Consider the following 14,637-nt stretch of genomic DNA (forward strand, 5'->3'; position numbering starts at 1 on the left):
TTCTTTTTAGTTATATAGAATAAGCAAAATGATAACTTGCTTATATAAAGAAGATACAAACTTAGTAAGCTGACACCGGATTGTTAGTCTGCATTACGAGTCTCATTATTGGGAAGGAGCGTTTAAAGAAGGGTTTCCCAGCAAAAGAGTTTTATCACAAACGACTTTTTCATTGATCGTTTTAATTAAAAGAACTGAAGTTGAACAGCTTAAGTCAAACCCCTCATATTCCATTTGGTTTTAAAAACATTCCAACATATTCTTTTTACTTTTAAGAAAACCCCTGCATACTGTCGTCCATTATCAGGAGAGCTGCACCTTGTTGACCAACACTTACTGATCAACAAAGGCTACCGCACTTTCACCTAAACAATTTTTCAAGCGCATAGAGAAAGAGTTAATAACATGAGTCAATTGCCGGAACACAGACTGACCCATCTGCGTCAGTTGGAAGCTGAAAGCATCCATATCATTCGTGAAGTAGCATCGGAGTTCGAAAATCCGGTTATGCTTTACTCAGTCGGTAAAGACTCTGCGGTTATGCTGCACCTGGCACGTAAAGCTTTCTATCCGGGCAAGCCACCATTCCCGCTGATGCACGTTGATACCACCTGGAAGTTTAAAGAGATGATCAGCTTTCGCGACAAGATGGCCGCTGAAGCAGGCATGGACCTGATCGTCCACGTCAACCAGGAAGGCGTTGATATGAACATCAGCCCATTTACTCATGGCTCTAAAAAGCATACCGACATCATGAAAACCCAGGGCCTGAAGCAGGCACTGGATAAGTATAAGTTTGATGCTGCATTCGGTGGTGCACGCCGTGATGAAGAGAAATCACGGGCGAAAGAACGTGTCTTCTCATTCCGCGATCAGAATCATCGCTGGGATCCAAAGTGTCAGCGCCCTGAACTGTGGAACACATTCAACACCCGCATCGATAAGGGTGAAAGTATTCGGGTATTCCCACTATCTAACTGGACTGAGCTGGATATCTGGCAGTACATCTATCTGGAAAGCATCCCGATTGTACCGCTGTACTTCGCTGCAGAGCGCCCGGTAGTTGAACGTGATGGTATCGAGATCATGGTTGACGATGAGCGCATGCCTCTTAAACCTGGTGAAACACCAGAGATGAAGATGGTACGTTTCCGTACTTTGGGCTGTTACCCACTGACCGGCGCAGTTCAATCTGAAGCCCAGACACTCCCTGAGATTATTCAGGAGATGCTGTTAACCACTACTTCAGAACGTCAAGGCCGGGTCATCGATCACGATGGTGCGGGCTCGATGGAGCAGAAGAAGATGGAAGGCTACTTCTAAAGCTACTGCGCTTGGGGATGCTGCGTTGGCGGTGACTTCGAAAATGCTCACCTACAGACGTAGGCTGCGCTTTCTCAATCACCGCCGCCTTGCCTACCCATCGCTCGTAACGCTTTAACTTTTTAACCAGCTATTGCTTCCATACAGAATTCAGCAACAGCGGTGTACAGAATTTAAGAATACGGAACAGAATATGAGTCATCAGTCCGATTTGATTGCCAGCGATATCGAAGAGTACCTGGCACAGCACGAAAACAAAGAGCTACTACGTTTCCTGACCTGCGGTAGCGTAGATGATGGTAAATCCACCCTGATTGGTCGCCTGTTACACGATTCCAAAATGATCTACGAAGATCAGCTGGCAGCACTACACGCAGACAACAGCAAAGTAGGTAACGCCGGTGAAGAACTGGATCTGGCACTACTGGTTGACGGCCTGCAGGCTGAACGTGAACAAGGTATCACTATCGATGTGGCATACCGCTACTTCTCTACTGATAAGCGTAAGTTCATCATCGCGGACACCCCGGGACATGAACAGTACACCCGCAACATGGCCACCGGTGCTTCTACCTGTGATCTGGCGATCATCCTGATCGATGCCCGTCACGGTGTTCAGGTACAGACTAAACGTCATAGCTTTATCGTATCTCTGCTGGGTATCAAACACACTATCGTTGCTGTGAATAAGATGGACCTGGTTGATTTCAGCGAAGAGCGCTATGAAGAGATCAAGAAAGACTACCTGGAATTTGCTTCAGATCTGGATCTGAACGATGTGCAGTTTGTGCCACTATCTGCCCTGAAAGGCGATAACGTTGTCAATCTGAGTGACAACATGGCCTGGTACAAAGACGCGCCAATGATGGAGTTGCTGGAAAACATCGAGATCGCTAACGACCAGAACTTCGAACAACTACGTTTCCCGGTTCAGTATGTTAACCGCCCTAACCTGGATTTCCGTGGTTACTGTGGCACCATCGGCTCAGGCATTGTACGTCCGGGTGATGAAATTACAGTACTGCCGTCAGGCAAGAGCAGCCGGGTTAAATCGATTGTTACCTTCGACGGTGAACTACAAGAAGCCTTTCCACCAATGTCAGTGACACTGACACTGGAAGATGAAATCGATATCAGCCGTGGCGATATGATTGTCCACAGCAATGATGATGTTCGTGTTAGCAATCGCTTCGATGCGATGGTTGTATGGATGGCTGAGCAAGAACTTCTGCCAGGCCGCCAGTACGATGTTAAGCTAGCGACTCAGACTATTGCTGGCGGTATCAGCAGTATTCGTCACGCAATTGACGTTAACACGCAACAACAGCATCCGGCTGCAACGCTGAAGTTAAATGAAATTGCCCGCTGTGAAATCACGCTAGAGCGCCCGGTAGTCACCGATGATTACCGCGCTCACCACAGCACCGGCTCTTTCATCATCGTAGACCGTCTGACCAACACGACTGTCGCTGCAGGTATGATCGCGGGTGATGACAGCGCTGACAATCAGATCAGTGATAACTTTGTGACCACTAAAGCCAGTATTCGCAAAGAAGATCGTGAACGTCGCTACGGTCAGAAAGCAGTGACACTGGCGATTCGCGGTGGCGCTGAACAAGAGCGGGATACGCTGCTATTCACTCTGGAACGTCAGCTGTTCAACCAGGGTCGTGCAGTCGCTGTACTTAACCGGAATAACCTGCCGGGTGATCTGAATGCAGTTGCCACATTGCTGAATAACAGTGGCCTGCTGGTTCTGGCTGAAGCCACTGACTCTGCTCTACCTGAGGGTAGCCTGATCGTTGACCTGAATGGTGCCAATGCAGACCTTTGCCTGAACAGCTCTGCCCAGCCAGTTTCAGCCCAGGTTAATGCTATTCTGGAACTACTGCGGCAACGCGGCGCCGTGTAACATCTGTATCATCAGGTAAACAAATAAAGCCGGAACTGTCTTCAGATCCGGCTTTGTACTCTTGAATGACCATAAAGTGTTACGCAGTTGCAAAAATATTGAGGCATATCAATCAGAAACCTATACCGGAACGCCTCTGAAACCGGTAAAATTCAGGACTTTCTAATTTTAACCTGTTAACCCTGCAGGCAGGCCCCCGGTAGTGACAGTGCCGGTGATGATGTAACGGACATTATGACTGAATATCTGCTTATACTTATCAGCACTGTGCTGGTGAACAACTTCGTTCTGGTTCAGTTTCTTGGCCTCTGCCCATTCATGGGTGTGTCCAATAAACTCGAAACAGCGATGGGCATGTCACTGGCAACTACCTTTGTACTGACGCTATCATCCGTGTGCAGCTACCTGGTATTCACTTACCTGCTGGCACCACTGGAGCTGACCTATCTCAAGACCATTGCGTTCATACTGGTTATTGCCGTCGTGGTTCAGTTCACCGAGATGGTGGTGCGTAAAACCAGCCCCCTGCTCTACAAACTCCTGGGTATCTTTCTACCGCTGATTACCACCAACTGTGCGGTATTGGGTGTTGCCCTGCTAAACATTAAAAAGATGAATGGCTTCATCGACTCCATCGTCTATGGCTTTGGTGCCGCGGTGGGTTTTTCGCTGGCGCTGATCCTGTTCTCAGCCATGCGCGAACGAATCGCCGTTGCCGATGTGCCTGTGCCTTTTAAAGGCTCAGCTATCGGCATGGTTACAGCTGGCCTGATGTCTCTGGCTTTTCTCGGTTTTACCGGCTTAGTTCAGTTTTAAGGAGATATCGTGGACGCTGTATTAATTGCCATTCTGGTATTGTTAGGTCTGGGCCTGGTATTTGGCATTCTGCTGGGCTATTCCTCTATTCGCTTTAAAGTCGAAGGCAACCCGCTGGTTGATCAGGTTGATTCGCTGCTACCACAAACTCAGTGTGGTCAGTGTGGCCACCCGGGCTGTCGCCCTTATGCTGAAGCTATAGTCAACACCGATGAAGCGATCAATAAATGCCCTCCCGGCGGTACAACCACTATCGAGGCTTTAGCTGATCTTCTGGACGTTGAGGCGCTGCCTTTAGACACAGAGCACGGTGAAGAGCAAGTTAAAACAATCGCCTTCATCCGGGAAGACGAATGCATCGGCTGTACTAAGTGCATCCAGGCCTGTCCTGTTGACGCTATTTTGGGTGCCGCCAAACAGATGCACACTGTTATTGAATCTGAATGTACCGGTTGTGACCTCTGCGTCGAACCTTGTCCGGTAGACTGTATCGATATGAATCCGATTGAAACCACCCTCAACACCTGGCAGTGGCCAGCCCCTAAAGCAGGAGTCGAGCTGATCGCTACCGATCGCAAACCCGCTCCAGCACTGGAGGGTGAAGCATGAAAAATACAGTAAAAGTCCACAGCTTTCACGGTGGCATTCATCCACCGGAAAACAAGAAGCAGTCGACCGGTGCGGCCATTAGCGCAGCACCAGTACCTTCTCGAATTGTGCTACCACTACAACAGCACATAGGCTTGCCAGCGGATCCCTTGGTAAAAGTCGGTGATCGGGTATTAAAAGGCCAGCAGGTTGCTGAAGCGATCGGTCGTATCAGTGCCAATATCCACGCCTCTACTTCGGGAACCGTCACCGCGATAGAGAGCCATCCAGTCCCTCATATGTCCGGCATGACCGCCGATTGCATCATCATCGAGGCTGATGGCAAAGATGAGTGGATCGAACATAGTGGTTTAGACGACTACACCAGCCTGCCTAAACCTGAACTGATCGAGTTCATCCGTCAGCAAGGTGTAGCAGGCATGGGCGGTGCGGGCTTCCCTACTGATGTAAAACTACATCTGGGCGATGATCATATTGTTAACACCCTGATTATCAATGCCGCCGAGTGTGAACCTTACATTACTGCCGATGATATGCTGATGCGTGAGCGTGCCGATCAGATTATGGGCGGTATCGAGATTATTGCTCACCTGCTTAAACCATTGCATATCATGGTCGGTATTGAAGACAACAAACCTCAGGCAATCCGTGCGCTGCACGAAGCCCTGGACGACAGCCCACTGAACCTGGATATCGTCATAACCCCGACAAAATACCCGTCCGGTGGTGAAAAACAGTTAATCAAGCTACTCACCGGCGTTGAAGTTCCCAGTGGCAGGATCCCTGCCGATGTAGGTATTGTGTGCCAGAACGTAGGCACCACCACGGCAATATTTAAAGCAGTCACTTATGGCGAGCCACTTATTTCTCGTATTGTCACTGTTACTGGTCAGGCTGCCGGACATCGACAGAACTACGAAGTCAGAATCGGTACCCGTTTCGCCGACCTGTTAGATCATGCCCAGGCTAGTCGTGAACACATACACCGCCTTGTCGTTGGTGGGCCCATGATGGGGATCACCGTCACCGATGAACAGATTCCGGTTATAAAAACCACCAACTGCCTGATTGCAGGTTCCGTTGAGGAGATGCCACCACAGCCTCCGGCACAAGCTTGTATTCGATGCGGCATGTGTGAGCAGGTCTGTCCGGTTGAACTACTACCGCAGCAGTTACACTGGTTTGCCAAAGGCCGTGAATTTGATAAAGCGCGCCATCACAACCTGTTCGACTGTATCGAATGCGGTGCTTGCTCTTATGTCTGCCCAAGTAATATTCCACTAGTACAATATTACCGTTTTGCTAAAGCTGAGATCCGTAAAGAGGATGATGAGCAACGCAAAGCTGACCATGCGCGTATCCGTTTCGAAGCACGCCAGGAGCGTCTCGAGCGAGAGAAGATTGAAAAAGAGGAACGTCGCAAACAGCGTGCAATTGATGCAGCCAAAGCTCAGGCAGCCAAAAAAGATGCCGCTCTGACTAAGAAGCCGGCCGCAGCTGCTGCAGCATCTACCGCTGCGCCTGATCTTAAACAGCTAAAACAGAATGCAGCCATCGCCCGCACTAAGCTAGGCAAGGCTGAAAAAGCCCTGACCAATGCCCAAAGCAAAGGCCAGGATGGTATCGAAGCACTGCAGGCGACAGTACAACAGTTACAGGTCAAATTCGATACCGCACAAAAAGCTTATGAAAAGGCACAAAGCGCGCCAGCACCTGTTTCGACATCGACTGCACCGGTAACAGACCTTAAGCAGTTGAAGCAGAACGCTGCGATAGCCCGTACCAAACTCAAGAAAGCGGAAAAGCAGCTAGAAAAATCAGAAGCTAACGGTGATGACGCCGACACTATCGCTACGCTGCAAAAGCAGATTAGTGAGCTACAAGCTAAAAATATAGCCGCCGAAAAAGCCTTTAAAGACGCTGAAGCTGGCGACGCTAAACAACCATCTGCACCTATTCAGATTGACACATCTGAACTGGAAGCCGATATAGCAGCGATGCAGGCCAAAGTAGATAAAGGCGAAGCTGCCTGGAAGAAAGCTGCAGAAGCAGGCAGCCCTGCTGCCGACAAGATGGCCGCCGGGGTTGAAAAACTGAAAGATAAGCTGAAGGCCCTGCAGGATGAATTGGCTCAAATCCGGGTTCAATCCAGTAACACTGCAGCGCCAGCACCGGTTGACACATCTGACCTGGAAGCCGATATAGCAGCAATGCAGGCCAAAGTGGATAAGGGCGAAGCCGCCTGGAAGAAAGCTGTAGAATCAGGTAGCCCTGCTGCCGACAAGATGGCCGCCGGAGTTGAAAAGCTGAAAGATAAGCTGAAGGGCCTGCAGGATGAGCTGGCTCAGATTCAGTCCAATAATGCTTCAGCGCCAGCACAGGTCGACACATCTGAACTGGAAGCTGATATCGCCGCGATGCAGGCCAAAGTAGATAAAGGCGAAGCTGCCTGGAAGAAAGCTGCAGAAGCAGGCAGCCCTGCTGCCGACAAGATGGCCGCCGGAGTTGAAAAGCTGAAAGATAAGCTGAAGGGCCTGCAGGATGAGCTGGCTCAGATTCAGTCCAATAATGCTTCAGCGTCAGCACAGGTCGACACATCTGAACTGGAAGCTGATATCGCCGCGATGCAGGCCAAAGTAGATAAAGGCGAGGCTGCCTGGAAGAAAGCCGCAGAATCAGGTAGCCCGGCCGCTGATAAGATGGCCGCCGGTGTTAATAAGCTGAAAGATAAGCTTAAGGCTCTGCAGGATGAACTAGTTCAGACTAAGGGCAACGATACTGCAACCGCTGAAACAGCAATAGTTGAGACAGAAATAGCTGAGATAGCCAAACCTGATATTAAAGAGCTGAAGCAACAAGTATCAATTATGCGCACCAAGCTAAAGAAAGCTGAAAAGCAGCTTAGCGAAGCGGATGATTCAGAGGATACCAGCGAGTTAGCAGCAGAAATTGAGCAGTTGAAGCAGCGTCATGATGAGGCTAAAGCAACCTTAGATAAGGCGGAAGCTGAAAAGATAGCCGCCGCAGCGCAGGAAGGTATCGACCTTAAACAGCTTAAGATCGATGCCGCACTGGCCCGCGCAGCGGTCACCAAGGTTGAGCGCGCTCTGAGCAAAGCAGAACAGGACAGCAAAGATAGCCTGGAAGCTGAATTGATATCTGCCAAAGCTCAGGCTGAGCAACTAAATTCAACTCTGGAACGCTTTTCAGAATAACGACCGAGATCTGAGTAGATATAAATGGCACTGATTCGAATCACATCACCCCACGCACACCGTCCCGGTAACACCGGCAATGTGATGCTCACTGTGTTGATGGCCACACTGCCGGGTCTGGCAGCAATGACATTCTTTTTCGGCTGGGGCACTCTGATCCAGGTGATCTGGGCAGTTATGCTCGCTGTAGGCTTGGAAGCGCTGATTATTAAATTGCGTAACCGTCCGGTCAGCTTCTACCTCACCGACTATAGCGCGGTAGTAACAGCCGTACTTCTGGGGTTAGCACTACCTCCATTTGCTCCCTGGTGGGTGATAACCGTTGGCGTCATGGTCGCCATCGTTGTCGCTAAACATATGTACGGCGGCATGGGTAGCAACCCTTTTAATCCGGCTATGGTCGCCTATGCACTACTGCTGGTATCTTTCCCGGTACAGATGACCAACTGGACAGCACCCTTTGTTATGACCGGTGAAGGCTGGGCAGTACTGGGGCTGGGCGATACATTCAGTGCTATCTTTGGTTCCGCCGGAACCTTGATCGACGGCCATACCATGGCAACACCGCTGGACATAATGAAGCATCGCGGCGGCTTTACCACCGAAGAGATGTGGGCCGAAAGCGCCCTGCTTGCCAATGGCATTGGCGCCTGGCATGCGGTTAGCGCTGCTTATGTTATGGGCGGTGTGTTCCTGATGTACCGGAAGATTTTCACCTGGCACGCACCGGTGGCAATGCTGGGAACCCTGGCACTGGCCTCCACTTTCTTCTTTCTGCTCATGCCCGACCAGTATCCGGATCCGTTTTTCCACCTGACAACCGGCGCAACCATGCTGGCTGCGTTTTTCATTATTACGGACCCGGTCACCTCGGCCACCAGTAATAAAGGCAAACTCTGGTTTGGCGCAGGTATTGGCTTACTCATATTTATTATCCGCAGCTGGGGCAATTACCCCGATGCCGTCGCCTTTGCCGTATTACTTATGAACCTGAGCGCACCTTTTATTGATCAATACACACAACCGCGCAGCTATGGTCATCATAAAGCTAACCGTGGCATGAAGGGGGACAGCTAATGAACCTGAGCGTCCTTTTTATCGATCAATACACACAACCGCGCAGCTATGGTCATCACAAAGCTAACCGTGGCATGAAGGGAGACTAGGGCCTGCCTGTAGTTCTAAAGCAGATTCTGGCTTAGTTGAAAATCCGCTAATCAAGGCGAGAGGAGAGTAATTTAGTGATTCTAAATAAGCGACAAACAACGCTGAGTGGTGGGTTTTCAACACGCCCCGAAGGGCTGGTGCCGGTTGGGCACACAGCTGCGTTATCATTCGCTCATGTGGAACAACCACACCGCGCTCTTTCTGCCTTGTTATGCAGCCCAACCGGCCTCCAGCAGAAACAACTTACGAACTATAGGCAGGCCCTGTAATGGAAATGTTAACTGCCATTCGCAACAGCGCCCTGGGGCTGAGTATTTTCGCGGTAATTACCGCAGGTGCAATCGCCCTGACTCAGGTATCGACTAAAGATCGTATCGAGATAAATGAACGGGAAGCACGCGCCAAGGCTCTGTATGAAATAGTCCCTAAAGACAGCATCGACAACAACCTGCTGGAAGATATCGTTGCTATCACAGCACCAGCGCTCACCAGCAGCGAACTACCGGTTGACGTGTTTCGCGCTCGCCGTGATGGCCAGGTAGTCACCGTGATTATGCCAGTCACAGCGCCGGACGGTTATACCGGCAATATCAATATGATTGTTGGTATTAACAGTGATGAGAGTGTTGCCGGCGTTCGGGTGCTATCGCATAAAGAAACACCGGGACTGGGCGACAAAGTGGAACTGAAAAAAACTGACTGGATCCTTAGCTTTACCGGACAACGTTACCAGGGCGATGATGATCCAAGCTGGGCGGTAAAGAAAGATGGCGGTCGATTTGATCAGTTTACCGGCGCCACTATCACACCTCGCGCAGTGGTCAATGCCACCGCTAAAGCGATAAGGTACTTCCGGGAACATAAAGCTGCGCTGTTAGAAAGCAAGTCGAACCAGGAACAGCCACAAACCAATGTGGCAGGTACAGAATAATGGCAACTGATTACAAAAAAATCACCCTCGATGGCCTCTGGGATAATAACCCGGCACTGGTTCAGCTACTCGGCCTCTGTCCGTTGCTGGCCGTCACCGGCACGGTGGTTAACGCGCTGGGGCTAGGTATTGCCAGTATCCTGGTATTGATCGGCTCAAATCTGACCATCTCCATGTTCCGAAAATTCGTACCGGATTCGGTACGTTTACCAGTGTTCGTCATGATCATCGCCTCATTCGTAACTTGTATCGAACTACTGATGCAGGCCTTTACCTACGAGCTGTACACTATTCTAGGTATCTTTATTCCGCTGATCGTAACTAACTGCGCCATCATGGGCCGGGCTGATGCGTTCGCCTGTAAAAATCCGGTCGGTGCATCTCTGCTCGATGGCGTAATGATGGGTATCGGCTTCACTGCAGTACTGGCGATTCTCGGCGCTATGCGTGAGATTCTTGGCCTTGGCACCCTGTTCGCTGATATGCAGCTATTATTCGGCCCGATGGCCGAGAGCTGGAAAATCGTCCTGATCGACGACTACACAGGTTTCCTGTTTGCCATACTGCCACCCGGCGCTTTTGTCGGCATGGGCTTGTTAATCGCGTTGAAAAACATCATCGATGCCCGTCTTGAAGAACGCCGTAAAGAAGCTACACCAGCGGCTCCTGCAGCAGAATCCAAGCGCGTTAGAGTCACTGGTAATATATCTTAATAGACCGCAGCGCTTCGCGCTGCTAGCTATGTAGAGAGCTTAACTTTCCTCGCTGCCAGCAAGGCTGGCCGAGGTATTTTATATGCAGAGTACTGTTAAGCAATATATAAACGATAGCCAACGATTAAATGCCAGAGTTTCTGGCCAATCCGGGGACTAGATGATAATTTCCCCAGCTTAAATCTGACAACAACCTGCGCCCTCCCGCCCTGATTTCTGCGTCGCCGTAAGCCATACTTAAACCTGCGTATAAAAACAGTATATTGCTCATTACGCACAAAATATGCGCGTTTATCTGGCCAGATAATTTAACAGTGCGCGCTTTCTTATGGTAACTTCCGAATAACTCCTGCATTATCAATGAAATAAGGAATAGCGTGCTGAGATAACGTGCCAGAGTAAAATATCAAAACACCCGTGCGCGTTTTCATCGGAAGATGAATGGCAGCTACTATCTATAAATCTATTCTTTTCATCAAGTTAGTTTGTGTTTTTCGAATCAGGCTTTCCAGAAAAACGCGCATGCGTGCTATTAAAAATATTAAATATCATCATGAATATCTAGCAAGAAGTAAAGAGTCTACGAGCTGAGGGCTACACCTAAGGAGAGCTGGCAATTGACCCGCTTTGGTACATTATTTGGGAGCCCGAGAATTTAGCAGAGTACAATCAGGACTATGAGCTGGCAGTTTATGCGCCAGAGTTTACCGCATTTGGCTCAAACGGTGCTGATGAGCTTTTCGTTCTAAATAGCTTAGGTGAGGTTTTCTCTATTCCAGCTATCGGCATGGAGCCAAAGTATGCAAACAAAATTGCAGGTAGTATTAATGAATTTAAGCAGCACATGGAGCAAAACATTTAACAAGTCAAAGCAGCAACGCCACTTCGTGGCTGGACGCGCTAACGCGCGCCGCTGTTTGAGGCGTTATGTGTCATAGGTAATTATGAGCTGGAATCAAAATAGGCGAGTAAAACGAAGAGAGGCTATTTTCAAAGCAATTGCTTTCATCTTCGCTATGGTTGCCCTTGCTGGTTTTCTGTTGTTACCTATGTATATCTTTCGTGTAACGCAAGGTATTCCGCTTGATGCCAAAGGGCCAGAAAGTGAAATTTGGTTCCTTATTATTGGCGGTGGTCTTGGTGCAGGAGCTGCGTACCTGGTTTCTCATTTTATCTTGGTAAACCTTGGCGGCTTTAATGAATCTACTGTTAATAGGTTATGGCGTTGACGTAAGTAGTAAAACACATAACAAGAACATCAAAAGTCGCCCTGCGGGCTTGGACCGTCGCTACGCTCCTGCCCTCTATGTTGGGCGTTAGAAACTCAGAGAGATACCGTGAACTGTTTAGTTGTATTAGCACATCCTTTAGAAAATAGCCTTTGTAAGTATTTAGCGAACAAAACAATAAATCACTTAAAGAACAAAGGTTACCAAGTAACAGTAAAAGACCTTTATAGTGAAGGGTTTAACCCCGTATTGAGCAAGCCGGAAAGAGAAAGTTATTACCGAGAACAGTTTGATGAGAATCAAGTTAAGTCTGATATAGAGCAGTTAAAGCAGGCTGAATCTTTAGTGTTGATATTTCCAACTTGGTGGTTTGGTTTTCCTGCAATTTTAAAAGGTTGGTTTGATCGGGTGTGGGCACCAGGTCATGCATACGATCATGCATCGGATTATGGGCCGATTAAGCAGCGCTTAGATAATTTGAAAGAAATGAAGGTCGTAACGACTCTTGGTTCGCCTTGGTGGGTTGATACCTTTATTTTGAGAAAGCCTATAAAGAAAGTACTAAAACTAGCTTTACTGGGAGCTTGCACAACCAACTGTAAATTCAAGATGCTATCTCTTTATAAAAGTGAAAAACTAAATAAAGAAAAAATTGACAACTTTGTTGGTAAAATTGAATCAAAATTTTAGGAGTAAAGCGCTTCTAACAAGGCTAACCAGAAGGAACAAAAAAACCGCCGCTTCGCTCTGGTTTTTCGTCCCCTGCTGGCGGCCTTAGGCAGTAATTCACATGAATTTGATAGCATCGAAAGACTCCCATATTGACACCTTGATGAGCTGGTTTCCCGACAAGGAGAGCGGCTACCTTTGGTGCGGACCTGGCTTGAGATATCCATTCACACGAGCCACATTTCTTGAGGATGCCCGGTGGGGCGAAATGCCTACCTATTCACTCATTGACTCAGATGGGGAGTTACTTGCTTTTGGGCAGTATTATGAAAAGTCTGGTCGGTGCCATCTGGCAAGATTAGCAGTTTCACCTCTGGCACGAGGGAAGGGAGTAGGTAAAGTACTTATATCTAAACTCATACAAGTCGGAATGCATAATCTTAATGTCAGTGAAAGCTCACTCTTTGTCGTTAAGAATAATATTCCAGCACTTAGGTGCTACACGACACTTGGCTTTGAGGCGGCAAATTCCCCAGATAATCACAATCATTATGATGATATCCAGTTTATGGTGGCAAAAAGTGCCTAACAAAAACAGGCTGCAGGAAAAATTGGTGCGTCATCCGTTTTGCAAAAGACCGCTACACCTTTTTTCCGCAGCTGTAGGCATTGTATCTCTTAGCAAATGAGGTTGCTTTGAGAATATTAATGAGAGTATTGGGTGGTATGGTCGGGCTGTTTTTTGTCCTCGGCTTTGCTTTTATGCTCACAGAGAACGTAGTGCCATATTTGTCAGGAATCTCGGGAGTATTTACAGGTCTGTATTTCCTGATCTTTGCATTCACAGGTGAATCCAGTTTATTAAAAGGACTTAAAGCGATTGGAAATAAGCTTTCACACCGTTAACACATATAACAAGGAGCACAAGCAAGGACGCAGTAAGCTGCGCCGCTTTGCTTGGCGTTATAACTCTATTTAAATAAGAATATTGAGGTTGTTGAAAGCTATTCTTAATAGCTTTAGTAGCCACTGTACCCTGATAATTTGTTTTATCCCGCTTTTTTAGCAACCAAGGCGCAACTACCTATCTAGTCCCCCCCGTTGCGACGTTTAGCCTGACCGCTTCCCTCCGGCCTGTTCCACACTTGCCGAAAACTACCCACCTCTATACCATTACGCCCTATCAAATAACCACCGATCAAAAACAATGAACGCCGCGAAACGCCACGAGATTTTTACCCGCCTGCGAGATGCCAACCCTAATCCGGAAACGGAACTGGAATACAGTAATCCGTTTGAGCTTCTGGTCGCAGTGACGTTATCTGCCCAGGCAACGGACGTAGGTGTAAACAAGGCAACCCGTAAGCTGTTTCCGGTTGCCAATACTCCAGCAGCTATCTACGCACTGGGCGTCGATGGACTGAAGGAATATATTAAGACAATCGGCCTGTATAACTCAAAAGCCGAGAATGTCATCAAGGCCTGCAAGATGTTGGTCGAGCTGCATGATTCAGTCGTACCCGATAACCGGGAAGACCTCGAAGCACTTCCCGGCGTCGGCCGTAAGACCGCCAACGTAGTGCTTAATACTGCCTTTGGTCAGCCTGCTATGGCGGTAGACACGCATATCTTCCGGGTCTCTAACCGGACTAAGATAGCACCAGGTAAGAACGTTGTAGAAGTTGAAAAGAAACTGATGCGCTTTGTGCCTAAAGAGTTTCTTATCGACGCTCATCACTGGCTGATACTGCATGGCCGCTATACCTGTGTTGCCCGAAAGCCCCGCTGCGGATCCTGCCTTATTGAAGACCTTTGTGAGTTTAAAGACAAAGCAGAATAGAGCGCTTCTGCAGCAAATAATAGCGATAAAAAAGCACCGTCAATACGGTGCTTTTTTATATCCTTCTTCTGACCTTATCTGCTCAAATATTGACCTGTATCATAGGTGTCTCTGTGCCATATTTCGCTACTTAAATCTGTCACAGTATTGTTATTTAGCACAGCTATAAAGACACTAAAGAGAGCCCATTAACGGATCAATGTTGTGCACATT

General features: G+C 48.4%; 12 protein-coding genes. All 12 read left to right on the forward strand.

The features are described from left to right. Positions 1-405 precede the first annotated feature (405 nt). The 12 genes from cysD to nth all read left to right on the forward strand — a co-directional run bounded on the left by cysD (position 406) and on the right by nth (position 14,424). Positions 406-1,323: a sulfate adenylyltransferase subunit CysD gene (gene cysD, locus EHS89_RS07400; RefSeq protein WP_124925501.1), complete on the forward strand. Its 918-nt coding sequence runs from the start codon at positions 406-408 to the stop codon at positions 1,321-1,323. A gap of 193 nt (positions 1,324-1,516) precedes the next feature. Further along, a complete protein-coding gene (cysN, locus tag EHS89_RS07405) occupies positions 1,517-3,235 on the forward strand; it encodes a sulfate adenylyltransferase subunit CysN (protein ID WP_124925502.1) in 1,719 nt (572 codons plus the stop codon). Positions 3,236-3,469: 234 nt separating this feature from the next. Beyond that, complete coding sequence (rsxA, locus tag EHS89_RS07410; protein ID WP_124925503.1) at positions 3,470-4,051, forward strand: electron transport complex subunit RsxA; 582 nt, start codon at positions 3,470-3,472, stop codon at positions 4,049-4,051. 9 nt (positions 4,052-4,060) lie between these two features. Further along, a complete protein-coding gene (gene rsxB, locus EHS89_RS07415; RefSeq protein ID WP_211340302.1) occupies positions 4,061-4,660 on the forward strand; it encodes an electron transport complex subunit RsxB in 600 nt (199 codons plus the stop codon). After that, positions 4,657-7,875 carry an electron transport complex subunit RsxC gene (gene rsxC / locus EHS89_RS07420; RefSeq protein WP_124925505.1) on the forward strand — a complete coding sequence of 1,073 codons (3,219 nt, stop codon included), beginning with the start codon at positions 4,657-4,659 and terminating at the stop codon, positions 7,873-7,875. The genes rsxB and rsxC overlap by 4 nt, the downstream gene beginning before the upstream one ends. A 24-nt stretch (positions 7,876-7,899) precedes the next feature. Continuing rightward, the gene (rsxD, locus tag EHS89_RS07425) at positions 7,900-8,952 is read left to right on the forward strand and encodes an electron transport complex subunit RsxD (RefSeq protein WP_124925506.1); all 1,053 of its coding nucleotides are present in this window, start codon (positions 7,900-7,902) and stop codon (positions 8,950-8,952) included. A 358-nt stretch (positions 8,953-9,310) separates the two neighbouring features. Continuing rightward, positions 9,311-9,973 (forward strand): electron transport complex subunit RsxG, encoded by a 663-nt coding sequence (rsxG, locus tag EHS89_RS07430; protein WP_124925507.1) that lies wholly within the window; start codon positions 9,311-9,313, stop codon positions 9,971-9,973. After that, positions 9,973-10,686: an electron transport complex subunit E gene (locus EHS89_RS07435; RefSeq protein WP_124925508.1), complete on the forward strand. Its 714-nt coding sequence runs from the start codon at positions 9,973-9,975 to the stop codon at positions 10,684-10,686. The genes rsxG and EHS89_RS07435 overlap by 1 nt, the downstream gene beginning before the upstream one ends. Positions 10,687-11,630: 944 nt before the next feature. Further along, positions 11,631-11,915, forward strand: coding sequence for a hypothetical protein (locus tag EHS89_RS07445; RefSeq protein WP_124925509.1), 285 nt, complete (start codon positions 11,631-11,633; stop codon positions 11,913-11,915). 108 nt (positions 11,916-12,023) lie between these two features. Beyond that, entirely contained in the window at positions 12,024-12,605 is a 582-nt protein-coding gene (locus EHS89_RS07450) for an NAD(P)H-dependent oxidoreductase (RefSeq protein ID WP_124925510.1), read from the forward strand. A 142-nt stretch (positions 12,606-12,747) separates the two neighbouring features. Then, positions 12,748-13,173: a GNAT family N-acetyltransferase gene (locus tag EHS89_RS07455; protein ID WP_124925705.1), complete on the forward strand. Its 426-nt coding sequence runs from the start codon at positions 12,748-12,750 to the stop codon at positions 13,171-13,173. Positions 13,174-13,791: 618 nt separating this feature from the next. After that, positions 13,792-14,424 (forward strand): endonuclease III, encoded by a 633-nt coding sequence (gene nth, locus EHS89_RS07460; protein WP_124925511.1) that lies wholly within the window; start codon positions 13,792-13,794, stop codon positions 14,422-14,424. Positions 14,425-14,637: the final 213 nt, after the last annotated feature.

The organism is Amphritea balenae, assembly GCF_003858655.1.
GTDB classification, from domain to species: Bacteria; Pseudomonadota; Gammaproteobacteria; order Pseudomonadales; family Balneatricaceae; genus Amphritea; species Amphritea balenae.